21 protein-coding genes are annotated in these 26366 nt (G+C 59.4%); 2 read left to right on the top strand and 19 right to left on the bottom strand.

The window, feature by feature from the left end:
- Positions 1 to 4: 4 nt before the first annotated feature.
- The 14 genes from ftsA to mraZ form a co-directional block, all read right to left on the bottom strand.
- Positions 5 to 1261 (bottom strand): cell division protein FtsA, encoded by a 1257-nt coding sequence (gene ftsA / locus ACJ8M3_RS14465; RefSeq protein WP_004932758.1) that lies wholly within the window; start codon positions 1259 to 1261, stop codon positions 5 to 7.
- Positions 1258 to 2109, bottom strand: a complete 852-nt coding sequence (ftsQ, locus tag ACJ8M3_RS14470) for a cell division protein FtsQ (protein ID WP_004932761.1) — start codon at positions 2107 to 2109, stop codon at positions 1258 to 1260. Before ftsQ ends, ftsA begins: the two co-directional genes overlap by 4 nt.
- 1 nt (position 2110) lies before the next feature.
- Entirely contained in the window at positions 2111 to 3031 is a 921-nt protein-coding gene (locus ACJ8M3_RS14475) for a D-alanine--D-alanine ligase (protein WP_033651670.1), read from the bottom strand.
- Entirely contained in the window at positions 3024 to 4499 is a 1476-nt protein-coding gene (gene murC / locus ACJ8M3_RS14480; protein WP_025301571.1) for a UDP-N-acetylmuramate--L-alanine ligase, read from the bottom strand. The genes ACJ8M3_RS14475 and murC overlap by 8 nt, the downstream gene beginning before the upstream one ends.
- A gap of 83 nt (positions 4500 to 4582) precedes the next feature.
- Positions 4583 to 5647, bottom strand: a complete 1065-nt coding sequence (gene murG / locus ACJ8M3_RS14485) for an undecaprenyldiphospho-muramoylpentapeptide beta-N-acetylglucosaminyltransferase (protein WP_004932773.1) — start codon at positions 5645 to 5647, stop codon at positions 4583 to 4585.
- Between the two features lie 3 nt (positions 5648 to 5650).
- A complete protein-coding gene (ftsW, locus tag ACJ8M3_RS14490; protein WP_015376649.1) occupies positions 5651 to 6853 on the bottom strand; it encodes a cell division protein FtsW in 1203 nt (400 codons plus the stop codon).
- Positions 6850 to 8169 (bottom strand): UDP-N-acetylmuramoyl-L-alanine--D-glutamate ligase, encoded by a 1320-nt coding sequence (murD, locus tag ACJ8M3_RS14495; RefSeq protein WP_033641855.1) that lies wholly within the window; start codon positions 8167 to 8169, stop codon positions 6850 to 6852. Before murD ends, ftsW begins: the two co-directional genes overlap by 4 nt.
- Before the next feature lie 2 nt (positions 8170 to 8171).
- Positions 8172 to 9254, bottom strand: a complete 1083-nt coding sequence (mraY, locus tag ACJ8M3_RS14500) for a phospho-N-acetylmuramoyl-pentapeptide-transferase (RefSeq protein WP_004932782.1) — start codon at positions 9252 to 9254, stop codon at positions 8172 to 8174.
- Positions 9248 to 10609, bottom strand: a complete 1362-nt coding sequence (gene murF / locus ACJ8M3_RS14505) for a UDP-N-acetylmuramoyl-tripeptide--D-alanyl-D-alanine ligase (protein ID WP_033651672.1) — start codon at positions 10607 to 10609, stop codon at positions 9248 to 9250. Before murF ends, mraY begins: the two co-directional genes overlap by 7 nt.
- Positions 10606 to 12093: a UDP-N-acetylmuramoyl-L-alanyl-D-glutamate--2,6-diaminopimelate ligase gene (gene murE, locus ACJ8M3_RS14510; protein ID WP_038873471.1), complete on the bottom strand. Its 1488-nt coding sequence runs from the start codon at positions 12091 to 12093 to the stop codon at positions 10606 to 10608. The genes murF and murE overlap by 4 nt, the downstream gene beginning before the upstream one ends.
- Positions 12080 to 13843 (bottom strand): peptidoglycan glycosyltransferase FtsI, encoded by a 1764-nt coding sequence (locus ACJ8M3_RS14515; RefSeq protein ID WP_004932790.1) that lies wholly within the window; start codon positions 13841 to 13843, stop codon positions 12080 to 12082. Before ACJ8M3_RS14515 ends, murE begins: the two co-directional genes overlap by 14 nt.
- 42 nt (positions 13844 to 13885) lie before the next feature.
- Entirely contained in the window at positions 13886 to 14206 is a 321-nt protein-coding gene (gene ftsL, locus ACJ8M3_RS14520) for a cell division protein FtsL (protein WP_033651674.1), read from the bottom strand.
- Positions 14203 to 15144 carry a 16S rRNA (cytosine(1402)-N(4))-methyltransferase RsmH gene (gene rsmH, locus ACJ8M3_RS14525; protein ID WP_089196585.1) on the bottom strand — a complete coding sequence of 314 codons (942 nt, stop codon included), beginning with the start codon at positions 15142 to 15144 and terminating at the stop codon, positions 14203 to 14205. Before rsmH ends, ftsL begins: the two co-directional genes overlap by 4 nt.
- 2 nt (positions 15145 to 15146) lie before the next feature.
- A complete protein-coding gene (gene mraZ / locus ACJ8M3_RS14530) occupies positions 15147 to 15605 on the bottom strand; it encodes a division/cell wall cluster transcriptional repressor MraZ (protein ID WP_004932796.1) in 459 nt (152 codons plus the stop codon).
- 863 nt (positions 15606 to 16468) lie between these two features.
- On the opposite strand from mraZ, the gene ACJ8M3_RS14535 reads away from it, so the two are divergent.
- Positions 16469 to 16909 carry an L-alanine exporter AlaE gene (locus ACJ8M3_RS14535; protein ID WP_033651675.1) on the top strand — a complete coding sequence of 147 codons (441 nt, stop codon included), beginning with the start codon at positions 16469 to 16471 and terminating at the stop codon, positions 16907 to 16909.
- Positions 16910 to 16943: 34 nt separating this feature from the next.
- Here the strand turns inward: ACJ8M3_RS14535 and cra are convergent, their stop codons facing one another.
- The 5 genes from cra to leuO all read right to left on the bottom strand — a co-directional run bounded on the left by cra (position 16944) and on the right by leuO (position 23917).
- Positions 16944 to 17948, bottom strand: a complete 1005-nt coding sequence (gene cra / locus ACJ8M3_RS14540) for a catabolite repressor/activator (protein WP_033641851.1) — start codon at positions 17946 to 17948, stop codon at positions 16944 to 16946.
- A 218-nt stretch (positions 17949 to 18166) separates the two neighbouring features.
- The gene (gene ilvN / locus ACJ8M3_RS14545) at positions 18167 to 18658 is read right to left on the bottom strand and encodes an acetolactate synthase small subunit (protein WP_004932806.1); all 492 of its coding nucleotides are present in this window, start codon (positions 18656 to 18658) and stop codon (positions 18167 to 18169) included.
- A 2-nt stretch (positions 18659 to 18660) separates the two neighbouring features.
- Entirely contained in the window at positions 18661 to 20379 is a 1719-nt protein-coding gene (ilvI, locus tag ACJ8M3_RS14550; protein WP_028127857.1) for an acetolactate synthase 3 large subunit, read from the bottom strand.
- Positions 20380 to 20695: 316 nt separating this feature from the next.
- The gene (locus ACJ8M3_RS14555; RefSeq protein ID WP_033641850.1) at positions 20696 to 22504 is read right to left on the bottom strand and encodes an AMP-dependent synthetase/ligase; all 1809 of its coding nucleotides are present in this window, start codon (positions 22502 to 22504) and stop codon (positions 20696 to 20698) included.
- 465 nt (positions 22505 to 22969) lie between these two features.
- Positions 22970 to 23917, bottom strand: a complete 948-nt coding sequence (leuO, locus tag ACJ8M3_RS14560) for a transcriptional regulator LeuO (protein ID WP_033641849.1) — start codon at positions 23915 to 23917, stop codon at positions 22970 to 22972.
- An 872-nt stretch (positions 23918 to 24789) separates the two neighbouring features.
- On the opposite strand from leuO, the gene leuA reads away from it, so the two are divergent.
- On the top strand, positions 24790 to 26364 hold the full coding sequence (leuA, locus tag ACJ8M3_RS14565; protein WP_033641848.1) for a 2-isopropylmalate synthase: 1575 nt from the start codon (positions 24790 to 24792) through the stop codon (positions 26362 to 26364).
- Positions 26365 to 26366: the final 2 nt, after the last annotated feature.

Consider the following 26366-nt stretch of genomic DNA (forward strand, 5'->3'; position numbering starts at 1 on the left):
AACATTAAAACTCTTTTCTCAGCCAGCTATTGATGCGTTTAAACCAATTGCCCACCGAGGCGCGTTTTTCTACTTCTGTCTCACCGCTCAGGTGAGACTCTTTTCCATAGTGCAGCAGACCTACCGCCGTCGAGTAGTAAGGCTCCTGCGCATAATCCGTCAGACCCGTGATGTTCAAGGGTTGGCCGATGCGTACCTGGGTGTGGAACACCCGTTGCGCACAGGCTGCCAGGCCATCAATCTGGGCGGCGCCACCGGTCAGCACGATACCGGCCGCCAGATGATGCTTCACCCCTTGCTGACGCAGTTGCTCCTGCAATTGCAAAATTTCATCGTTAACCAGATTCAACAGTTCGGTGTAGCGTGGCTCAATGACTTCAGCCAGCGTCTGTCTTTGCAGACTGCGCGGAGGACGTCCCCCGACGCTAGGCACCTCTACATTCTCATCCTTGCTAACAATCGACCCAAGCGCACAACCGTGTCGAACTTTAATCGCTTCCGCGTCGGTCGGCGGCGTGCCGAAGGCGTAAGCGATATCGCTGGTGACCACGTTCCCGGCGTAAGGGATCACTTTGGTGTGGCGCAGCGCACCGCCGGTGTACACCGCCATATCCATGGTGCCGCCGCCGATATCCACCACGCAAACGCCGAGTTCGCGTTCATCTTCGGTCAGCACCGCGTAGCTCGCGGCCAAACCGGCGAAAATAAGTTGGTCAACTTTCAGGCCGCAACGTTCCACGGCCTTGACGATGTTCTTCGCCATATCGTTATGGCAGGTAATCAGATGCACCTTGGCCTGCATGCGCACGCCGGACAGCCCAACCGGGTTTTTGATGCCTTCCTGATAATCGATGGCGTATTCCTGAGGAATCACGTGCAGGATGCGGTGTTCGTCACGCACGCGCACCGATTTGGCGGTGTGCACCACGTTCTCCACGTCGTCCTGCGTCACTTCCTCTTCCGAGATAGGCACCATGCCGATTTCGTTCTGGCAGCTGATGTGTTTGCCCGACAGCGCCAGGTACACCGACGAGATCTGGCAGTCCGCCATCAGCTCGGCCTGATCGATGGCGCGCTGTACGCACTTCACCACCGACTCCAGGTCGTTTACGCCGCCCTTATCCATGCCGCGAGACGGGCAGCTGCCCACCCCGATAATGTTGACCATGCCATCGGGCAGAACTTCCCCTACCAACGCGGAGACTTTTGCAGTACCGATCTCCAGTCCAACTACCAGTTTTCTGTCCGTCGACTTGATCATTGTTGTTTTGCCTGTGCCTGATTCTGTTGCTGATTACTGTTTTGCTGACCGCCAAGCGCCTGCGGATCGACCAACACCGGAGCCCACCCTACCGAAGCGCCGGACTCGTAGCGCAAATCGACATAGCTGACACGCTTGCTCTCCGCCTGGCCCTGCTGCTGCAATACCGGGTAAAGCTCGATAAACCGCTGCAAACGCCCGTTGCGGTCATCGCGCCCCAGCTCAAGCCGGACATCGTTGTCCAGCGCCAGCTGCCAGGAATGGCGCGCGGTCATCGCCGCCATTTTCAGCGTATATTTGCTGGCCGCCAACGTGGCGCTCATCGCCCGATAGCCTTCCAACACATCCTGCTCGCTCCCTTCCGGCCCGTAGAGCAGCGGCAACTTCTGCTTGCCCGCCCGCTCCGCCGGCACGCTGAACGCTTTGCCCTCGGCGTCCACCATGTGCAAATCGTTCCAGCGCGCCACCGGGACATACTCCACCAGATGGATCTTCAGCTCATCTGGCCATTGTTTGCGCACGCTGGCCTGCTTGATCCACGGCAGACGTTCGATCTGCTGCTGGATGACGTCCACATCCTGCGTCATAAAGGTGCCGGGCGCGCCCAGCGCCAGGATCGCCTGACGAATATCATCGTTGGTGGTGTAATGGCGTTCGCCGGTCACCACCAGCCTTGAGAGCGGCAGGCGACTGGCGTCTTTCATCCAGCCAAGCACCGCCCAACCGCTCCACACGACCGTTCCCAACACCATCAGCAGGAAAATCATTCCCGCCAACTGGGTTCCATTGCTGCGGCGCGGGCCGTTATCCACCTCGCGATCGCGCGCATTCAGGGCAGCTTGCGACATATCAGTCGGCCAACTCCAAAATTCTCGCCACTAGCTGCGAGAAGCTTAATCCAAACTGGCGCGCCGCCATCGGCACCAGGCTATGACTGGTCATGCCCGGAGAGGTGTTCACCTCAAGCAGATAGAAGCTGCCATCGCTGTCTTGCATCACATCGACGCGGCCCCAGCCGCTGCAGTCCAGACCGCGGTAGGCGCGCAGCGCCAACGCCGCCATCTCGGCTTCCTGCTCGGCGCTCAAACCGCTCGGGCAGAAGTACTGCGTGTCGTCCGAAATGTACTTGGCCTGATAGTCGTAAAACACGCCGGCCGGCTGGATACGGATCGACGGCAACACTTGATCGCCCAGCATCGCCACGGTGTATTCCGGGCCGCTCAACCACTTCTCCACCAGCACATCGTCGTCATGGCGGAAGGCTTCTTCCAACGCCGCTGCCAACGCCGCGCTTTCGGTGACCTTGCTCATGCCGACGCTGGAGCCTTCACGGCTCGGCTTGACGATCACCGGCAGACCGAGATCCGCCACGCGCGCCAGCAGCGCCGCTTTTTCGGCGCCGAGATACAGCTGGCGATTCAGCGCCACGTAAGGCGCCACCGGCAAGCCCATCGACTGCCACACCATCTTGGTGCGCCATTTGTCCATGGTCAGCGCCGAGGCCATCACGCCGCTGCCGGTATAAGGCAACTCGAGGAACTCCAGCAGCCCCTGCAGGGTGCCGTCCTCGCCGCCGCGGCCGTGCAGCGCGATAAACACTTTGGTGAACCCCTGCTCTTTCAGCTGGGTCACCGGGAAATCGCGGGTATCGACGCCGTGCGCATCGATACCGGCTTCGCGCAACCCGGCCAGCACCGCGGCGCCGGACTGCAGAGAAACGTCACGTTCAGCGGAGGTGCCGCCCAGCAGAACTGCAACTTTATCAGCCATGGTGCTCCTCCTCTTTCTTCGGCGGCTGCAGCTTCAGCTCGGCCAGTTTACGGGCGATTTTGCCCACGTTGCCGGCGCCTTGCACCAGCACCAGGTCTTCATCCTGCAGCAGCTGCGCCAGGGTTTCCGGCACGGTATCGGCATCGGAAACCAGGATCGGATCCAGCTTGCCGCGGCTGCGGATGGTGCGGCACAGCGAGCGGCTGTCCGCGCCCGGGATCGGCGCTTCGCCGGCGGCGTACACGTCGAGCATCAGCAGCACATCCACCTGCGACAGCACGTTGGCGAAATCGTCGTACAGATCGCGGGTACGCGTGTAGCGGTGCGGCTGGAAGATCATCACCAGACGCTTGTCCGGCCAACCGGCGCGCGCCGCCTTCAGCGTGGCGTCCACTTCGGTCGGATGGTGGCCGTAATCGTCCACCAGCATCGCGCTGCCCGCTTTGCCGTTGACCGGCTCCAGCGGAAACTCTCCGAGGAAATCGAAGCGGCGCCCGGTGCCCTGGAAGCCCGCCAGCGCGCGCAGGATATCTTCGTCGTCGATGCCTTCTTCGGTCGCTACCGCCACCGCCGCCGCTGCGTTCAACGCATTGTGGCGGCCCGGCGCGTTCAGCGTCACCGTCAGCAACGGTTTGTCCTGACGGCTCAGGGTAAAGTGCCCCTGCGGCCCAATCTGCCGGTAGTCTTCGATGCGCACATCGGCATCTTCACTGAAGCCGTAGGTGGTGATATGACGACCCACGCGCGGCAGCAGCTCACGCACCACCGGATCGTCGATGCACATCACCGCGCGACCGTAGAACGGCAGGTTGTGCAAGAAATTGATAAACGTCTGCTTCAGGTTCTCGAAGTCGCCCTGGTAGGTGTCCATGTGGTCGGCTTCGATGTTGGTGACCACGGCCACCATCGGCTGCAGATGCAGGAACGACGCATCGCTCTCATCCGCTTCCGCGATCAGATAACGGCTGGACCCCAGTCGTGCGTGGGTGCCCGCCGCCTTAACCAGCCCGCCGTTAACGAAGGTCGGGTCCAGGCGGGCTTCGGCGTAAATGCTCGAGACCATCGCCGTGGTGGTGGTTTTGCCGTGCGTGCCGGCGATAGCGATGCCGTGGCGAAAACGCATCAGCTCCGCCAGCATTTCAGCGCGGCGGATCACCGGGATGCGCGCTTCACGGGCGGCGACGATCTCCGGGTTGTCGGCGGAGATGGCGGTAGATACCACCACCACACTCGCATCCAGCACGTTTTCCGGACGGTGATTGAAATAAATCGTCGCCCCGAGCGCGCTCAACTGCTGGGTCACCGGATTTGGCGCCAGGTCGGAGCCGCTGATCTGATACCCTTCGTTTGCCAACACTTCGGCGATACCACCCATGCCGGCGCCACCGATGCCGACAAAGTGAATGTGCCGGACGCGACGCATCTCGGGCACGATAGTACGTAGTTTCGCCAGTTGTTGTGTATTCATCACTCTCTCTAATCCGGATCCGGTATACCGGCCTACATCACATTGCTTTTATTCAGGTTCGGCGCGCCGAACCCCTGCACTCGTTACTTGGCGAGCCGCACCAGCTCCGCCGCCACGCGCTCGGTGGCGTCCGGAATGGCGACCGCGCGCGCTTTCTCGGCCATGGCCAGCAGCGTCTTGCGATCCCAGCTCGCCAGCAGTTCGGCCACCACATCGGCGTTGAACTGCGGCTGTTCGATAATCTTCGCCGCGCCGGCTTCTTCCAGCGGGCGTGCGTTCCAGTACTGTTGACGATCCTTGTGCATGAACGGCACGAAAATCGCCGGCAGCCCCGCCGCCGCGATTTCGCTGACGGTCAACGCGCCGGAGCGGCAGACCACCACGTCGGCCCAGGCATAGGCGGCGGCCATGTCGTCGATGAACTCGGTCACCTTGTGCTGCGTCTGCCCTACCCTCTCGTAGTCGCGCAACACCGTTTCCAGCGCGCCCTTGCCAACCTGATGCCAGAGCGTAATTCTATCGCCCAAACGCGCCGCGACTTCAGGAACTGTCTGATTCAGCACGCGGGCGCCCTGACTTCCGCCAATCACCAGCACGCGGATCGGGCCTTCGCGCCCTTGCAACCGCTCCGCCGGCAACGGCAGCGCCAACACGTCGGTGCGCACCGGGTTGCCCACCACCTCGGCGTTCGGGAACGCGCCGGGGAAGGCCTGCATCACTTTGGCGGCGATGCGCGCCAGCCAGCGGTTGGTCAAGCCGGCGATGCCGTTCTGCTCGTGCAGCACCACCGGGATGCCGCACTGCCAGGCCGCCAGGCCGCCGGGGCCGGAAACGTAACCGCCCATCCCCAGCACCACATCCGGCTGATAACTGCGCATGATGGCTTTCGCCTGCCGCACCGCCTGCCAGATCCGCAGCGGCGCCGTCAACTGGGCCTTCAGGCCCTTGCCGCGCAGGCCGGAGATGCGGATAAAATCAATCTCGATCCCGTGCTTCGGCACCAGATCGGCTTCCATTCGGTCTGCGGTTCCGAGCCAGCGCACCTGCCAGCCCTGCGCCATCAGATGATGCGCGACCGCCAGCCCCGGGAACACGTGCCCGCCGGTACCGCCTGCCATCACCATTAAACGCTTAGGTTTCCCGCTCATCCCTTACCTCTTCACAAACGCCTGAGCCTTGGTCAGGCGCGTTTCATAATCAATTCGCAGCAACAGCACAATCGCCGTCGACATAATCAGCAAGCTCGAGCCGCCGTAACTGATCAGCGGCAGCGTCAGACCTTTGGTCGGCAGCATGCCCGCGGCGGCGCCGACGTTAACCAGCGCCTGGAAGCTGAACCACACGCCGATCGCGCAGGCCAGGAAGCCGGAGAAGCGTTGGTCGATCTCCAGCGCGCGGCGCCCGATGGACATCGCGCGAAAAGCGACGAAGAATACCATTAACAGGGCTAAAACCACACCGATATAGCCCAGTTCTTCACCCAAAATGGAGAAGATGAAGTCGGTGTGCGCTTCCGGCAAATACTCCAGTTTCTGCACCGAGTTGCCGAGCCCCTGCCCCCAGAACTCGCCGCGGCCGAACGCCATCAGCGACTGGGTCAACTGGTAGCCGCTGCCGAACGGGTCGGCCCACGGGTTCCAGAACGAGGTCACGCGGCGCATACGGTACGGTTCCGCGATAATCAGCAGCACCACGGCGAACACGCCGGAGCCGATGATCGCCAGGAACTGCCACATTTTCGCGCCGGCCAGGAACAGCATCGCCAGCGTGGTGATGAACAGCACCACCACGGTGCCGAGATCCGGCTGCGCCAGCAGCAGCACCGCCAGCACCACCATGACGCCCATCGGCTTACAGAAGCCCCAGAAGTTGCTGCGCACCTCTTCCACCTTGCGCACCAGATAGCTCGCCAGGTAGCAGAACAGCGATAGCTTGGACAGCTCCGCCGGCTGAATACGCAGCGGGCCGAGCGCGATCCAGCGCGAGGCCCCGTTCACCGAGCTCCCCACCACCAGGACGATCAGCAGCATCACGATCGACATCAGCAGCATCACGTTGCTGTAGCGCTGCCAAACTTCCATCGGGATGCGCAGCGTCACCAGCGACAGGCCGAACGCCAGGCCGAGGTACAGCGCATCGCGTTTGGCGAACAGGAACGGATCGTCCGCCAGGCGTTGGCCGATCGGCATCGACGCCGAGGTCACCATCACGAAGCCGATGATCGCCAACCCGAAGGTCAGCCACAGCAGGGTGCGATCGTACAGCACCATGTTGACCGCGTCGTTGTCGCGCGCGCCGGTCACCCAGTCTTTCAGCCGTTCTGTCAGCCCGAAGTTCGGCAAGCGTAGTTTCATCCGCCAAGCTCCTGCGCCAGGCGGGCGAACTCATCGCCGCGCACTTCAAAATTACGGAACTGATCGAGACTGGCGCAGGCCGGCGACAACAGCACCATATCGCCGGGCTGTACGCGGCCGGCGATGGTGCGCATTGCCTGCTCCATGGTCTCGGTCAGCGTCGCCACTTCCGGCCGCAGCTGCGCCAGCTGGGCGCCGTCGCGGCCAAAGCAATACAGCCGCACGTTGTCGCCCTGCAGATAGCGCGCCAGCGGCGAGAAATCGGCGGACTTGCCGTCGCCGCCCAGCAGCAGATGCAGCGTGCCGTCCACCTGCAGGCCGTTCAGTGCCGCTTCGGTGCTGCCGACGTTGGTGGCTTTGGAATCGTTGATCCAACGCACGCCGTTGTTCTCCCAGGCCAGCTGGAAGCGGTGCGCCAGGCCGGTGAAGGTGGTCAACGCCTTCAGGCTGGAGGCACGCGGGATATTGACCGCATCCGCCAACGCCAGCGCCGCCAGGGCGTTGGTGTAGTTGTGGCGGCCGGTCAGCTTCATCTCGCGCGTGTTCAGCACCTTCTCACCGCGCACCCGCAGCCAGGTTTCGCCCTGCTGACGGTTCAGGTGATAGTCGCCCACGTCCGCCCCGAAGCTGACGCAGCGTTCGTCGGCGCCGCGCACCGGCATGGTCAGCGCATCGTCCGCGTTCACCACGCACACGGCGGCGTTTTCATACACGCGCAGCTTGGCACCGCGATACTGCTGCAGGCCGAACGGATAGCGATCCATATGATCTTCGGTCACGTTCAGGATGGTCGCCGCCGCCGCCCGCAGGCTATACGTCGTTTCCAGCTGGAAGCTGGACAGCTCCAGCACGTAAAGCTGACATTCCTGGCGCAACAGGCTCAGCGCCGGCAGGCCGATATTGCCGCCCACGCCCACCGCCCAACCGGCGGCTTTCGCCATCTCGCCCACCAGGGTGGTGACGGTGCTCTTGCCGTTGGAGCCGGTAATCGCCACGATCGGCGCCTGCGCCTCGCGGCAGAACAGTTCGACGTCGCCGACGATTTCCACGCCGGCGTCAGCCGCGGCGCTCAATGCCGGGGTCGCCAGCGCGACGCCCGGGCTGGCGACGATCAGATCCGCCGCCAGCAGCCAGTCCTGGTTCAGATCGCCCAGATGGCGCTCCACGCTTTCAGGCAGTTTGTCCAACCCTGGCGGCGCGATACGGGTATCCATCACGCGCGGCGTCACGCCGCGCGCCATGAAGAAATCGACACAGGACAGGCCGGTGAGGCCCAACCCGATGATGACGACTTTTCTACCCTGATAGTCTGCCATGATTAACGCACCTTCAGCGTTGCCAGGCCAATCAGCACCAGCATCAGCGAAATGATCCAGAAGCGCACGATAACGCGCGGCTCCGGCCAGCCTTTCAATTCATAGTGGTGGTGAATCGGCGCCATGCGGAAAATGCGTTGTCCGCGCAGCTTGAACGATCCCACCTGCAGGATCACCGACAACGTCTCTACCACGAATACGCCGCCCATGATCACCAACAAAAACTCCTGGCGCAGCAGCACCGCGATGGTGCCCAGCGCGCCGCCCAGCGCCAGCGAACCGACGTCGCCCATAAACACCTGCGCCGGGTAGGTGTTGAACCACAGGAAGCCGAGGCCGGCGCCGACGATGGCGGTGCAGACGATCACCAACTCACCGGCATGACGCAGATACGGAATATGCAGGTAGTTGGCGAAGTTCATGTTACCGGTCGCCCAGGCCACCAGCGCGAAACCGGCCGCCACGAATACCGTCGGCATAATCGCCAGGCCGTCCAGACCGTCGGTCAGGTTGACCGCGTTGCTGGTGCCGACGATGACGAAATAGGCCAGCAGGATGTACAGCAAGCCCAACTGCGGCATCACGTCCTTAAAGAACGGCACAACCAGCTCGGTGGCTGGCGTGTCTTTTCCTACGGCGTACATGGCGAATGCGACAATCAGCGCAATCACCGACTGCCAGAAATACTTCCAGCGGGCGATCAGCCCTTTGGTGTCCTTACGCACCACCTTGCGGTAGTCATCGACGAAACCGACGATGCCGTAACCCACCAGCACAAACAGCACGCACCAGACATACGGGTTGGACGGGTAGGCCCACATCAGCACCGAAATGGTGATGGAGGTCAGGATCATGATGCCGCCCATGGTCGGCGTGCCGCGCTTGCTGAAGTGCGACTCGGGGCCGTCGTTACGCACCACCTGGCCGAAGGACATTTCTTGCAGACGCTTGATCACCCGCGGGCCCATCCACAGCGACAGGAACAGCGCGGTCAGCAGGCTGACAATGGCTCGGAACGTCAGATAAGAAAAGACGTTGAAGCCTGAGTAATACTTGACCAAATGCTCGGCCAGCCAAACTAACATGGTGCTTTCTCCTGTAACGCGCGTACTACCTGCTCCATTGCGGCACTACGTGAACCTTTGATTAACACGGTGATGACCGCATGTTCCGACAGTAATTCCGCCACGCGCGCGATCACTGCTGTCTTGTCCTGATAATGTTCGCCGTTGCCGGAAGCCTCGCTCAGCACGCGGCTCAACCCGCCGACGCTGATCACTTTATCGACCCCGGCCTGGCGGGCGGCTTCACCCACCTGACGGTGGCACTCTTCCGCTTCTGCGCCCAGCTCGGCCATATCGCCGACCACCATCACGCGGTAGCCCGGCATCTCCGCCAGCACCTGCGCCGCCGCGGTCATCGACCCGACGTTGGCGTTGTAGCTGTCGTCCAGCAGCAGCTTGCCTTCGGCCAGCGCCACCGGGAACAAACGCCCCGGCACCGCCTGCAATTGTTTCAACCCCTGACGCACCGCTTCGAGGGTGGCGCCCACCGACATCGCCAGCGCCGTGGCCGCCAGCGCGTTGGCCACGTTGTGGCGCCCCGGCAGCGGCAGCGCGATCTCGGCGGTGCCGAACGGGCTGTGCAGCGTAAACTGCGTGCCTGCGCCGTTCACCCGCACATCGTCCGCGAAGAAGTCCACGCCTTCGGCCGCCTGCGGCGAGAAGCGCCAGACGGTTTTGCCGCCCAGCATGCTCTGCCAGTGCGGCCAGTCGTTGTTATCGGCGTTGATGATCGCCACGCCGTCGGCCGGCAGGCCGGTAAAGATTTCACCTTTCGCCTGGGCGACGCCGGCCAGCGAGCCGAAGCCTTCCAGGTGCGCCGCCGCCAGGTTGTTCACCAAAGCGGTCTGCGGACGCGTCAATGCGGTGGTGTAAGCAATTTCGCCAATGTGGTTAGCGCCCAGCTCTATCACGGCAAAATCATGCTGCGGCTCCAGACGCAACAGCGTCAACGGCACGCCGATGTCGTTATTGAAGTTGCCGGCGGTATACAGCACTTCGCCGCATTCACGCAGAATGGCGGCGGTCATTTCTTTCACCGATGTCTTGCCCGAGGAGCCGGTCAGCGCCACCACGCGCGCCGGCACCTGCTGACGCACCCAGGCGCCAAGCTGCCCCAGCGCCAGACGGGTGTCTTTCACCACCAGCTGCGGCACGTCCACCAATAAGCGCTTACTGACCAGCAACGCCCCGGCGCCTGCGGCTACGGCATCCGCCGCGAAGTCGTGAGCGTCGAAACGCTCGCCTTTCAGCGCCACAAACAGGCAACCGGCGGTCACCTTGCGGGTGTCTGTCGTCACCTCGACAATTTGGCAATCGGCGCCGATCGGTTCAGCGCTCAATACCTCAGCCAGTGTCTGAAGAGAGACAGGGATCATGCCAGCACCCCCAGCAGTCGGGCGACCGTCGTGCGGTCGGAGTAATCCAGGCGGCGGTTGCCCACCAGCTGATAATCTTCGTGGCCTTTGCCCGCCACCAACACCACATCCTGCTCCTGCGCCTGCATGATGGCGCTGGTCACCGCTTCGGCGCGGCCGTGGATCACCAGCGCCTGCCCGGCATCCAGCAATCCGGTCAGGATATCGTTGATAATCGCGCGCGGCTCTTCGGTACGCGGGTTGTCATCGGTGATCACCACGCGATCGGCGAACTGCTCGGCGATGCCGCCCATCAGCGGACGTTTGCCCTTGTCGCGATCGCCGCCGCAGCCGAAGACGCACCACAGCTGCCCCTGGCAGTGCAGGCGCGCCGCTTCCAGCGCTTTCTCCAGCGCATCCGGCGTGTGGGCGTAATCCACCACGACCGTCGGTTTGCCCGGCGCGTTAAACACTTCCATGCGGCCGCAGACCGGCTGCAGACGGTTGCCGGTTTCCACCAGCGCCTCCAGCGGGTAGCCCAGCGACAGCAGCGTCGCCAATGCCAACAGCAGATTGCTGACGTTGAAAGCGCCCATCAGGCGGCTTTCGATCTCGCCGTCGCCCCAGCTGGAGCTGAACCGAACCGTGGCGCCGTTGTCGTGATAATCGACCGCCGTGGTTTTCAGCCAGCGGCCGTGACAGCCCGGCTGCAGGTTGCCCTGCATCGTCACCGCCACCGCATCCGGCAGCTTGCTCAGCCAGCGCTGGCCGACTTCATCGTCGGCGTTGATGATCGCCTGCCCCACATTGTGGGCGGCGAACAGCGACCATTTGGCCGCTTCGTAATTGGCCATGTCACCGTGGTAATCCAGGTGATCGCGGCTCAGGTTGGTGAAGACCGCGGCAGCGAACGGCAGCGCCGCCACCCGGTGTTGCACCAAACCGTGGGATGAGACTTCCATCGCGGCGAAGGTCGCGCCCTGTTCCGCCAAGTCGTTTAATACGTGTTGAACATCCACCGCAGAACCGGTGGTATTCTCGGTCGGGCAGACCTGGCCCAGCAGACCGTTGCCGACGGTGCCCATCACCGCGCTGGTTTCGCCCAGCAGTTGGCTCCACTGCGCCAACAACTGCGTGGTGGTGGTTTTGCCGTTGGTGCCGGTCACGCCGACCAGCCGCAGACGCTCGCCCGGCTGATGGTAAAAACGCCCGGCCAGCGCGGAAAGGCGCTGGTTCAGTTGGCTCAGGTAGATCACCGGCACGCCGTGCATCTCAACGATGGCGCCGTCTTCGGCCTGACCGTCAGCTTCGGCGATCACGGCGGCGACGCCCTGCGCGATGGCCTGCGGAATATAGCGGCGTCCATCCGTTTGATGGCCGACCACGGCGACAAACAGATCCCCGGCAGCCGCCACACGGCTGTCTAATGTCATTTCCCGCAGCGCGCGCCCGGGCGCCGTCGGCACCCACGGGGCGAGTAAGTCGCGCAAATTACGATCTGCCACCTGAACCCTCTTTCTTGTTAATCACTAATTCGCTTTTGTCACCGGTGGGCAACGCGTCAGGCTCGACGTTCATGGTGCGCAATACGCCGCCCATGATGGCGCCGAACACCGGCGCGGAGATTGCGCCACCATAGTATTTCCCACCCTGCGGGTCGTTGATGACGACCACCAGGGCAAAACGGGGGTTACTTGCCGGCGCGACGCCGGCGGTATAAGCGATGTATCGGTTGACGTATTTGCCGTCCGGGCCCACTTTTTTCGCGGTACCGGTTTTGATGGCGATACGATATCCCTTGATGGCGGCTTTCACGCCGCCGCCGCCCGGCAAGGCCACGCTTTCCATCATGTGCACCACGGTGCGCACCAGAGGTTCAGGGAAAACGCGTTCGCCGGCGACCGGAGGGTCAACCTTGGTGATCGACAATGGGCGATACACGCCCAGACTGCCGATCGTTGCATAGACTCGCGCCAACTGTAACGGAGTTACCATCAGCCCGTAGCCGAAAGAGAAGGTGGCCCTCTCTATGTCAGACCACCGTTGTTTTTTTGGGTATATGCCACTGCTTTCTCCGACCAGCCCCAAATTGGTCGCTTTTCCCAGCCCAAAACGAGAGTAAGTATCTACTAACGCTGAGGACGGCATCGCTAACGCCAGCTTTGAAACACCGACGTTACTCGACTTCTGCAAGATCCCGGTCAATGACAGCTCCGAGTACCGCGCCACGTCTTTGATCTCGTGGCCCTGAATGCGGTACGGGATGGTGTTCAGCACGCTGTTTTCTCTCACCACGCCGTTTTGCAGCGCGGTCATCACCACCATTGGCTTCACGGTTGAACCGGGTTCAAAAATATCGGTGATAGCGCGGTTACGCATGGTTTCTTTCGGCGTACCGGCCATGTTGTTCGGGTTGTAAGACGGGCTGTTGGCCATCGCCAGCACTTCGCCGGTGTTCACATCGATCAGCACCGCAGTGCCCGATTCGGCCTTGTTGAACGCCACGGCGTTGTTCAGCTCGCGATACACCAGCGCCTGCAGGCGCTCATCGACGCTCAGCACCAGGTTATGCGCCGCCTGGCTATCGACGGAGGAGATATCTTCAATCACTCGGCCGAAGCGGTCCTTGCGCACCGTTCTCTCGCCCGGTTGCCCGGTCAGCCAGCGATCGAAGCTCTTCTCGACGCCTTCGATGCCTTGCCCGTCGATGTTGGTCACGCCGATGATGTGCGACGTCACCTGCCCCGCCGGGTAGTAACGGCGCGACTCCTGCCGCAGGTAGATCCCCGGCAGCTTGAGTTTGTGGATGTAGTCGCCGATCGCCGGGTTAACCTGGCGCGCCAGGTAAACGAAGCGCCCTTTCGGGTTGGCGTTGATGCGGTTGGAAAGCTGGTCCAGCGGGATGTTGAGCGCATCGGAAAGCGCTTTCCAACGGCTGTCCAGCGTGATGCCGCCGCGTTCGTTCAGCTCTTTCGGATCGGCCCACACCGCATTCACCGGCACGCTGACCGCCAACGGACGGCCGGCGCGATCGCTGATCATGCCGCGCGCGGTCGGCACTTCCTGCACGCGCAGCGAACGCATGTCGCCTTCTTTCACCAGACGATCGGGGTTGATGACCTGCAGGTACGCGACGCGCAGCATCAGGCCAACCATCGCCAGCAAAATGCAGCCGCACAGCAACGCAAAACGCCAGCTGACAAAGCTGGCCTGATCTTCCTGGCGTCTCAACTTACCGGGGCGCGCTGCTTTCATGCGTTTCCTTTCTACTCCGTGTCATTATTCCGGTTAAACCATTCATTGTTTAACGATGATATTTTCCTGCGATGGATCAACGTGTTGCATCTGCAGTTTTTCTGTCGCGATACGTTCAACCCGGCTGTGATCGCCGAGGGCGTTCTCTTCTAAAATCAGGTTGCGCCACTCGATATCCAGCGCATCGCGCTCCAGAACCAGCTGCTCGCGTTCGGCGGTCAGCAGGCGGGTGCGGTGCGCGGTGGTCACCACGAAAATCGCGGAGACCAGTGACGCAATCAGTAAAATCATGGGGATCTTGGCGTTGCGCAGCAGATCGCCGCCAATCACCCCGACCAGGCCGTGACGTTCGTTGCCAATCACGCGGGCATCCTCTCAGCAATGCGCAGCACCGAGCTGCGCGCACGCGGGTTGTCCGCCACTTCCGCTTCCGACGGCATCATTTTGCCCAGCGCTTTCAGCGTTCGCCCGCCCATGCCGCGCAGTTGCTCCTCGGTCAACGGAATGCCCGCCGGCACCTGGGCGCCGCGGCTGTGGTGTCGCATAAAGCGTTTGACGATGCGGTCTTCCAGCGAATGGAAGCTGATGATCGACAAACGGCCCTGCGGGGCCAGCACTTCCAGCGCGCCGTCGAGCGCACGCTCGATCTCTTCCAGCTCGCTGTTGATATAAATGCGGATCGCCTGGAAGCTGCGCGTCGCCGGATGCTTGTGCTTTTCACGGAACGGGCTGGCATCGGCGATCAGATCCGCCAGCTCTTTGGTGCGCGTCATCGGCTCCACGCGGTTTCTTTCGACGATGGCGCGCGCGATGCGCTTGGCGAAACGCTCTTCGCCGAAGGTTTTCAGCACCCAGGCGATGTCGTCCGCTTCGGCCTTCATCAGCCACTCTGCGGCAGACAGGCCGGTGGACGGATCCATGCGCATGTCCAGCGGACCGTCGCGCATAAAGGAGAACCCGCGCTCCGCGTCGTCAAGCTGCGGCGAGGAAACGCCCAGATCGAGCAGAACGCCGTCGATCTTGCCCGCCAGCTCGCGCTCCCGCACATAGTGCGACAACTCGGAAAATGGGCCGTGTACGATGGTAAAACGAGGATCTTCAATAGATTTGGCGGCTGCAATCGCCTGAGGGTCACGGTCAATTGCCAGCAAGCGCCCTTCCGGCCCCAGTTGGGACAGAATCAGACGAGAATGGCCACCGCGACCAAAAGTACCGTCGATATATATGCCGTTGCTGCGGATATTGAGGCCGTTGACGGCTTCGTCCAGCAGGACGGTGGTGTGTTTATAGTTTTCCAACATGCTTATAGCGACAAGTCCTGTAGCCGCTCAGACAACGGTTCCTGAGTCGACTGTTCAGCGTCAATATCATCCTTGACTTGTTGATACCAGGTCTGTTCATCCCACAGTTCAAACTTGTTGAACTGACCGACCAGCATCACTTCTTTCGTGAGCCCGGCGTGTTGCCGCAGCGTACTGGCTAACAGCAAACGACCGGCACTATCCATCTGACACTCACTGGCATGTCCCAACAGCAGGCGCTGAACGCGGCGCTCGGCGGGATTCATGCTCGACAGACGTGATAATTTTTGTTCAATAATTTCCCATTCGGGCAAAGGATAAAGCAGCAGGCAGGGCTGATGGAGGTCAATGGTACAGACCATTTGGCCTTGCGATTCCTCGTTGAGCAATTCCCGATATCGGGTAGGTACGGCGAGCCGCCCTTTGCTGTCGAGGTTGACCATCGTCGCTCCACGGAACATTCCTGAGCTACCCCTTAGTGACCGTTTTCACCACTTTACCCCACAAATTCCCACACAATGGAGTTTACGGAGGGTATGAAAACCTTGTCAAGCCAGAGCGCCAGCGCTTTGGCAATATTTCTCTGGTCATTTTGGGAGCTGACTCGCGAAAGAAACTCTGATTATTCGACGATTAAAAATTAACACCATGATAAACGGAGAGAATTTTCTAGGCGGAAAGAATCTGATTAAAAACCTGACGAACTGGCGATTAATTAACTCATTACTTCCTTCTGCAAGCCATGTCTCATTTTTCAGCTCGGCAATCTCAGGGCTGTAACCGCTGCCGCCCCGCGCGCGCCAAGGCTCGGCGCCTGACGAGTCGACCGCAGAATAAGGCTATAACTCCTTGAGTTAATAACGCTCAATCGTTATTCACCGTGAAACTGCGCGCTATTTTACTTCAATTTGCACCGCCATGATGAGAGCACGGCGAAAATAAATGACTCGGATATTACGAGCAGAAGTAATTTCGATTTAAATCAATTTGGTAAGATTATTCCCAAAACACCTGTTTACAATTATGGTTTCATTTTCTTACACCTTTATTTCCACAATTTTTGCCGGAAAAATCCCCCCGCGGACACAAAAAATCGCAACAGCATGTTTTTAATAGGTTTATTTAAAAACACCGATTTTAATCTCTCCATCCCTTCCTGCGCCCCGGCTCTGCGGGACAAAAACCGAACAAATGTTAAAAATAAAAATATAAACCTAGTTAAAAAACACAAACCAGATCAGTAAACTATATAAAAAGCAAAAAACCAGAATTAACAACCGCAAATTATAAAATTAACAGCACATTAACACAAAAGGAGAGATACATGCTTTCGCCCGCCGCACACTGGCGCAGCGCCGCTGCCGATACGTTTGCACTGGTGGTGTACTGCTTTATCGCCGGTATGGCGATTGAAGTGTTGATCTCCGGCATGAGCTTCCAGCAATCCCTCTCTTCACGCCTGTTGTCGATCCCGGTCAACATTCTGATCGCCTGGCCTTATGGCCGCTATCGCGATCTGTTTATCCGCACGGCGCGCCGCTGCCCGCACGGCCAGTTCCTACTGCGCAATCTCGCCGATCTGCTGGCCTATGTCAGCTTCCAGTCGCCGGTTTATGCTGCAATTTTATGGAGCGTGGGCGCCGACGGCCAACAAATGCTGGCGGCGGTAACCAGCAATGCGCTGGTCTCCATGGCGATGGGCGTGGTGTATGGTTACTTCCTGGAGTACTGCCGGCGGCTGTTTCGGGTAGCGGGTTACGTCTAAAGGAGCCCGCCAACGCGGGCCCCTGTCAGCCAAACTACTTGCGGCTCAGACTGCCGCGGCGGAACAGATTGCGGCGAATGCGCGTCAGCCCCGGCTTGGGTTTACGCGGCTCGTCCAGGCTGGCCAGCACCAGTTCCAGCACGCGTTCGGCCACGTCGCGATGGCGCTGCGCTACCGCCAATACCGGGCACTCAAGGAAATCCAACAGTTCATGATCGCCGAAGGTGGCGATCGCCAGATCGGTCGGCAAGCGGCCGCGTTGCTTCAGCGTCACGTCCATCACGCCCTGCAATAAAGAGAACGACGTGGTAAACAGCGCCTGCGGCATCGGGTGCGCTTTCAACCATTCGGCAAACAACGCGCCGGCGGCTTCGCGTTCGTAGCTGTTGGCGTACAGGTAATCGACGTGGCGGGGATCCTCTTGCCAGGCCTGGCGGAAGCCCTGCTCACGCAGGAAGCTGACCGAAAGCTCCGGCAAGGCGCCCAGGTACAGCACCGACTCCGCCGGGAAGGTGCGCAGCTCCTGCGCCAACGCAAAAGCGTCTTCCTGATCGGCGCCCACAACGCTGATGAAATGCTCGCGATCCAGCGCGCGGTCCAGCGCGATGATCGGCAGCGGATCGTTGGCCCAGCGTTGATAGAAAGGATGCTCCGGCGGCAAGGCGGTGGAGACGATGATGGCGTCCACCTGACGCTGCAGCAGGTGCTCAATGCAGCGCATTTCGTTGTCCGGCTGATCTTCGGAACAGGCGATCAGCAATTGGTAACCCCGCTGGCGCGCCTGGCGCTCCAGGTAGTTGGCGATGCGGGTATAGCTGGTATTTTCCAGATCCGGGATCACCAGGCCGATAGAACGGGTGCGCCCGGCGCGCAGCCCCGCCGCGACGGCATTCGGGTGATAGTTATGCTCCCTGACCACGGCCATCACTTTCTCGACGGTTTTATCGCTGACACGATACTGCTTCGCCTTGCCGTTGATGACATAACTGGCCGTCGTGCGCGAAACGCCCGCGAGACGCGCGATTTCATCCAGTTTCACATTAACCCCTTAATGACGCTGAAAATAGAAGTGAAGGCTGTGCTCGGATTAACCATGGCATCCCGTGCGGTTATTCAATCCAGCCTCTGCGATCTAACAGCAGAAAACACTACCTAGCAACCGCTTTTGCCGAAAGGTGCCGGCAATCGGGCAAAAAAGGCCGAAAAACAAAGGGCGCAGCCACGCCGCGCCCCCGATTATTCGCCGCCAGACCGCGCTCAGCGCATGATTTTGTCGCCGCGCGACACGCCGACCACGCCGGAACGCGCCACTTCCACAATCTCCGCCACTTCACGCACCGCGCTCAGGAAAGCGTCCAACTTGTCGCTGGTGCCGGCCAGCTGCACCGTATACAGCGTCGCCGTCACATCGACGATCTGGCCACGGAAAATATCGGCGCAGCGTTTCACCTCTTCACGGCCGTAGCCGCTGGCCTGCAGCTTCACCAGCATGATCTCGCGTTCAACGTGAGCGCCCTGCACCAGCTCGCTGACGCGCAACACGTCCACCAGCTTGTGCAACTGCTTCTCAATCTGCTCCAGCACTTTCTCGTCGCCGACGGTCTGGATAGTCATGCGCGACAGCGTCGGATCGTCGGTCGGCGCCACCGTCAGGCTCTCGATGTTGTAACCGCGCTGGGAGAACAACCCCACCACGCGCGACAGGGCGCCGGATTCGTTTTCCAGCAAGACAGATAAAATACGGCGCATGATCAGGTCCTCTCCGTTTTGCTAAGCCACATTTCGTCCATGCTTCCGCCGCGGATCTGCATCGGGTAGACATGTTCGGTTTCATCGACGGTCACGTCGACGAACACCAGCCGCTCTTTTTCCGCCAGCGCCTGCGCCAGCTTGCTTTCCAGCTCATCCGGCGTGCGGATGGCGATGCCGACATGGCCGTAAGCCTCGGCCAGCTTGACGAAGTCCGGCAGTGAATCCATGTAAGACTGCGAATGACGGCCGGAATAAATCATGTCCTGCCACTGCTTGACCATGCCCAAATAGCGGTTGTTGAGGTTCACCACCACCACCGGCAGGTTATATTGCAGCGCGGTGGACAGCTCCTGAATATTCATCTGAATGCTGCCGTCGCCGGTCACGCACACCACGGTTTCCTCCGGCAGCGCCAGCTTGACGCCCAATGCCGCCGGCAGGCCGAAGCCCATGGTGCCGAGGCCGCCGGAGTTGATCCAACGGCGCGGTTTGTCGAACGGATAATAGAGCGCGGCGAACATTTGGTGCTGGCCGACGTCCGAGGTCACATAGGCGTCGCCTTTGGTCAGGCGATGCAGGGTTTCAATCACCGCCTGCGGCTTGATGGTGCCGCTGTTTTTGTCGTAGCCCAGGCAGTCGCGGGCGCGCCACTGCTCGATAGACTGCCACCAATCGCGCAGCGCATCGTGATCCTGCGCTTTCTCGTCCTGCGCCAGCAGCTCCAGCATCTGCACCAGCACCTGCTTGGCATCGCCGACGATCGGGATATCGGCGTCCACCGTTTTGGAGATCGAGGTCGGATCGATATCGATGTGCAGCACGGTGGCATCCGGACAGTATTTGGCCAGATTGTTGGTCGTACGATCGTCGAAACGCACGCCGACGGCGAAGATCACGTCGGCATGGTGCATGGTTTTATTGGCTTCATAGGTGCCGTGCATGCCGAGCATGCCGACGCTCTGGCGATGAGTGCCGGGGAAGGCCCCCAACCCCATCAGGCTGCTGGTCACCGGCAGGTTCAGCTGCTCCGCCAACGCCAACAGTTCGGCTTCGCAACCGGCGTTGATCGCGCCGCCGCCGACGTACATCACCGGCTTTTTGGCCGCCAGAATGGTTTGCAGCGCGCGTTTGATTTGCCCGCGGTGGCCCTGCACCGTCGGGTTGTAAGAACGCATGCTCACGTCCTGCGGATAGGCATAAGGCATCCGCACCGCCGGGCCGACGATGTCTTTCGGCAGATCGATCACCACCGGGCCGGGGCGGCCGCTGGAGGCCAGGTAAAAGGCCTTCTTCAACACCGCCGGGATGTCTTCGGTGCGTTTCACCAGGAAGCTGTGTTTCACCACCGGCCGAGAAATCCCCACCATATCGCACTCCTGGAAGGCGTCGTAGCCGATCAGCGAGCTGGGCACCTGCCCCGACAGGACGACCATCGGGATCGAGTCCATATAAGCGGTAGCGATACCGGTAATGGCGTTGGTGGCGCCGGGGCCGGAGGTCACCAGCACCACGCCCACTTCGCCGGTGGCGCGCGCGTAACCGTCGGCCATGTGCACCGCACCTTGCTCGTGGCGCACCAGAATATGATCGATCCCTCCGACCGTATGCAGGGCGTCGTAGATATCGAGCACCGCCCCGCCGGGGTAGCCGAATACATGTTTAACGCCCTGATCGATCAACGATCGGACGACCATCTCGGCTCCTGACAACATCTCCATGGGTTTGCCTCCAGGCTTGCTTATTCTTCTCTGGCGCCGGAACGTAGCGCCTGCTGCGGGGCAATGCCCCTAAATTTTTATGGGTTGTCGCTATCGAATTAACATAACGTCAGAATATGGGGCAGGCAAACGGCAAAATGGCTTAACGACGGCGGGGTTATTGCCAAGCGGCTGGAGATCGCGACTTTATAAAAACAATGCGCTAGCCCCAGGGGCGTCAGGCTAGGCATTGTTTCGAACAGAGGGAAAATTACAGAACTAAATCAGGCGAAGAATATGCCGTTTTTTTCGCCGAACGCGCGGCCCGGCGGCGGCCTCAGCCCTGTTCCTGGTACATGGAGTCGATTTCACGCTGATAGCGCTGCAGGATCACTTTGCGGCGCAGCTTCAGCGTTGGCGTCAGCTCCCCCAGCTCCATGGAAAAGGCCGCCGGCAGCAGCGTGAACTTCTTCACCTGCTCGAAGCGCGCCAGCTCCTTTTGCATCTCACGCAGACGCTTTTCGAACATCTCGAGGATTTCACCGTTGCGCAGCAGCTCCAGGCGATCCTGATACTTCAGGTTGACTGACTTCGCGTACTCTTCCAGCGACTCAAAGCACGGCACGATCAGCGCGGAAACGAACTTGCGCGCATCGGCGATGATCGCCACCTGCTCGATAAAGCGGTCCTGCGCCAGCGTGCCTTCCAGCATCTGCGGCGCGATGTATTTGCCGCCGGAGGTTTTCATCAAATCCTTAAGGCGCTCGGTGATGAACAGATTGCCCTCTTCATCGATCGCCCCGGCATCGCCGGTTTTCAGCCAGCCGTCTGCGGTAAAGGTCGCGGCGGTTTCCAACGGTTTGTTGAAATAGCCGCGCATCACGATCGGCCCGCGCACCTGGATTTCATTTTCTTCACCGATGCGCACCTCGACCTCCGGCAGCGGTTTGCCGATAGAGCCGAAGCGGAAATGCCCTTCTTCCCAGCAGGACACGGTCGCACAGGTTTCGGTCATGCCATAGCCGTACTTGATGTTGACGCCCATCGCCTGGAAAAACAGGATCACATTGTCATCCAGCTTGGCGCCCGCCGCCGGCAGGAAGCGCACCCGGCCGCCGAGGATGCCGCGCAGCTTGCTCAATACCAGCTTGTCGGCCCAGCGATGAGAGAGTTCGAACAGTTTACCCAACGGTTTGCCGGCCCGCTCCTGAAGGAACTTGCGCTCCCCGCAGACGATCGCCCAGTGGAACAGCGCGCGGCGCAGCCAAGGCGCGCGCGCCACTTTTTCATGCACCGCGCTGAAAATCTTCTCGTAGAAACGCGGTACCGCGCACATCAGCGTCGGGCGGACCTGCCCCATCGCTTCCCGTACCCAGTCAGTGTTCGGCAGGAAGACGTTCTGCGCGCCGGAATGCATGACAAAGAAGCTCCAGGCACGCTCGAATACATGCGACAGCGGCAGGAAACTGAGCGACACATCTTCTTCGCCAACCGTCAGTCTCTCATCATGCAGGTAGAGCTGCGCCGCCAGGTTGCGGTAATCCAGCATCACCCCTTTCGGCTCGCCGGTGGTGCCCGAGGTATAGATCAGGGTGAAGAGGTCCTGCAGGTCGCACTCTTCAATGCGCTGCCGACGTTGAGCGATAAAAGCCGCCGGATCGGCGGCATGCTCGAAGGCGCTCAGGTGTCGCGCTATCTCGCAGCCGCGCAGATCGGCATCTTGGTCAAACACGATAATATGGCGCAGCTGTGGGCAAACGCCGCGCAGCGCGATGGCCGCGTCCAACTGTGCCTGTTCGCCGACGAACAGTATGCGAATGTCGGCGTCGTTGATGACGAAGGCCGCCTGCGCCGGCGTATTGGTGGAATAGAGCGGCACGCTGACGCCGCGCAGGTGGAGAATCGCGAGATCGGCCAGCGACCAGGCCATGCCGTTATTGGCGAAAATGCCGATGCGCTCTTGCACTTCGGCCCCCAGGGCCAACAGCCCGGCGGCAATGCGATCGATGCGAACGGCGGCCTCTTCCCAGGTCAGTTGAAACTCGCCGTTGGGCGACCATTGGCGAAAAGCTGTGCGATCGGCTCGGTGGGTGATTTGATGCTGTATACGATGGATCAAATGGTATTGCAGCAGATTAGTGATCATAGTGCTCTAAGCCTGAAATGAATCATACAGTTAAGCCTGAACGACGCCTTACGGCCCTCATCTCAGCTTACACGTGTTTACTTTTTTCCGCGCAGTCTACCTACTCTCAGGCAGGGGGAAAAGCGATTTCAGCGTAGAAGTGTGAGCCAAAACTCAGGCCGGCTTTCGCGCTTTCATGGGTTGGACAGAACGGGAAGGAAAAGGTTTGCTGGCGGCAATAAAACGCGGCCCATCTGGGCCGCCGCATCGAGTTAGTTTAAAATACCAGTCGTAAAGTAAAAATCAGAATATTAATTTATATTAATTATTTTTGGTAAACGAACCAACTCACCCTGAAAATAAGTTATTTAATCGCCGCAAAACCAAGAAACATCTTAATAAAAACCCAGATAGTTCTTAGTTTTTATCATGAGAAAAAAACGCTCAGTTGAATATTATCTTTATATATCCCCATTTTTTATCGCTTTACTTTGGGTTACCCGCCTCAATCAGGACGGACTTCATCCACTGGTGCCCTTTATCCCGTTCGGAGGATTCATGCCAGGAAAGATAGCAGGTCGCTTTATTGTGATTGGCGCACAAAGGAACTGCCTTTATTTTCAACGCCTCCGTCTGTTGCCGCACCAACCAGGCGGGCGCAATCGCCACCATTTCCGTTTGCGACACCATATTCAACACGCTGTAGAGATCCGTGCACTGTTGTGTCACGGCGCGCAGCATCGGCTCCTCTAAATAGAAAGGTTTACTGAACGATCCAAAACTTTCCAGGGAAACCGCCGCGTGCTGTTCGGCCAACATGTGTTCCGGCGTCACCTCCTCCCCTATTCGCGGGTGCGCCTGCGCAACCGCCAGCACTAATTCGTCGTCGAACATCGCCAGGCTGCGAAACTCCGCCGACTCGAAACGGCTGTAGCCGATGACAAATTCGACGTCCTGATAACGTAATTGATGTTCAATATTATTGTTAATGTATGACTTTATTTGCAGGTTAAGCTGCGGCGCTATCTGTTTGACGTGATTGATTATCCCGGCGCCCAGACGCAAATCGAGCGGGCTGCACAGGGACAGGGAGAACGCTCGCGTGCTGGTCAGCGGCTCAAACTCAGATCCCGGCAACTCATTTTGCACCAGCTGCAGCGCTTGCCGCACCGGCCCGAACAGCTGTCTGGCCCGCATGGTGGGCTGGATCCCGCGCCCGCAGCGCACGAACAGCTCGTCGTTGAACATCACCTTCAGACGCGCTACCGCGTTGCTCACCGCCGGCTGCGACATCCCTAGCGAATTAGCGGCTCGCGTAATATTTTGCATTTGCATCACGGCGTCAAACACCGTCAGCAAATTAAGATCGACGCTGCGCAAATGGATGTCCGCCGGCTCTTTGACCATGGCGATTTCTGAATCATATTCAGCCATATTTCACTCCACTAAATCCTGTGTAGATAATCTAATCCTTATGCTCGACAAACAATGAAACGCCGCATTGTCTTATCTTTGCACGACAAATCCTGCCATTACCGTCATCAGCCGATAAAAAACCTCGTGTTATCGACACGATTTAAGTCGTATATGGAATGCATATCAGTCACTTCTACCGTCAGCAGGAAAAATGCCACCTGGGTGGTACTAATAATTAGGTATTAACAATGATTAATACAATTAAACAACGTAACCCCACTGTATGAGACAAACTATAAAAACACATCATAAGCAATCAAACCATCTAAAAACATCAATCGCTTTGTGTAAAATCGCATTATTTTGTTATATTATGACTAAAACAATCAATTAATCATATGAATTCAATTTAAATCATTCGTATTAAAAATATTATTTTGTTTCCTCCCGTGATTAATCCTCCTTATTTTTTCATCACAAATCTTAACCCAACAAAATCCAGAAGCAATTAGCGCAGTATATATTCGATTCGTTTATGCTAAGCAGCACGCAAACTGCTCCCATTTTTTCTCTATAGCGCTGCATTTTTACCGAATGATCCTCTGTTTGGACGGATAGCCGGTGCATTGTCCCCGCATTCAATCAGGTGTTGACATCGCCAGGCCAATCACGTATCAAATTAGGCAGACACCCAATTTAAGAGAAGCTGAACCATTATGATCCGTACTCACCGTCTACTAGGCCTACTACTCAACGCATCTTGTTTGCGCGGTATGCCTGTGGACGAAGTTCGGAGCTGACTCAGCCGATCACCCATAAGAAACCCGCGCTACTGCGCGGGTTTTTTTTTGCCCGCTTAGCGTGAAATCAACACGATAAGGAATGCACCGATGAGCCAACAAGTCATTATTTTCGATACCACGCTGCGTGATGGCGAACAGGCATTGCAGGCCAGCCTGAGCGTAAAAGAGAAGATTCAGATTGCGCTGGCGCTGGAAAGAATGGGCGTTGACGTGATGGAAGTCGGCTTCCCGGTCTCTTCGCCGGGCGATTTCGAATCGGTGCAAACCATCGCTCGCCAGATCAAGAACAGTCGTGTCTGCGGCCTGGCCCGCTGCGTGGACAAAGACATCGACGTGGCCGCCGAAGCGTTGCGCGTCGCTGAAGCGTTCCGTATCCACGTGTTCCTGGCCACCTCCACCCTGCACATCGAATCGAAGCTGAAGCGCTCGTTCGACGAAGTGTTGGAGATGGCAGTGCGCTCGGTCAAACGCGCCCGCAACTATACCGACGACGTGGAATTCTCCTGCGAAGACGCCGGCCGCACGCCGATCGACAATCTGTGCCGCGTGGTCGAAGCCGCCATCAACGCCGGCGCCACCACCATCAATATTCCGGATACCGTCGGCTACACCACGCCAAACCAGTTCGGCGGTATCATCACCACCTTGTATGACCGCGTGCCAAACATCGACAAAGCCATCATTTCCGTACACTGCCACGACGATTTGGGCATGGCAGTCGGCAACTCCATTGCCGCGGTCCAGGCCGGCGCCCGTCAGGTGGAAGGCACCCTGAACGGCATCGGTGAGCGCGCCGGCAACTGTTCGCTGGAAGAGGTGATCATGGCGATTAAGGTGCGCCAGGACATCATGAACGTGCACACCAACATCAATCATCAGGAAATCTTCCGCACCAGCCAGATCGTCAGCCAGCTGTGCAACATGCCGATCCCGGCCAACAAGGCGATCGTCGGCGCCAACGCCTTCGCCCACTCCTCCGGCATTCACCAGGACGGCGTGCTGAAGAACCGCGAAAACTACGAAATCATGACCCCGCAGTCGATCGGCCTGAAAGACGTGCAGTTGAACCTGACTTCCCGCTCCGGCCGCGCGGCGGTGAAACACCGCATGGAAGAGATGGGCTACCAGGAGCAGGACTACAACCTGGACACCCTGTACGCCGCCTTCCTGAAGCTGGCCGACAAAAAAGGCCAGGTGTTCGACTATGACCTGGAGGCGCTGGCCTTCATCAATAAACAGCAGGAAGAGCCGGAGCACTTCAGCCTGGGCTACTTCAGCGTGCAGTCCGGCAGCAGCATCATGGCCACCGCCTCGGTGAAACTGATCTGCGGCGGCGAAGAGAAAGCCGAGGCCGCCACCGGCAATGGCCCGGTCGATGCGGTTTATCAGGCAATCAATCGCATCACCGACTACCCGATCGAGCTGGTGAAATACCAACTGACCGCCAAGGGCCATGGCCGCGACGCGCTGGGCCAGGTGGATATCGTGGTCTCATACAACGGCCGCCGCTTCCACGGCGTAGGTCTGGCGACCGACATCGTCGAATCCTCCGCCAAGGCGATGGTGCACGTGTTGAACAATATTTGGCGCTCACAGCAGGTAGAAAAAGAAAAGCAGCGCCTGCAGCAAAACAAACATCAAAATAATCAGGAAACGGTGTGAAC

The organism is Serratia sp. CY55921 (assembly GCF_052167655.1).
Taxonomy (GTDB): Bacteria; Pseudomonadota; Gammaproteobacteria; order Enterobacterales; family Enterobacteriaceae; genus Serratia; species Serratia ureilytica.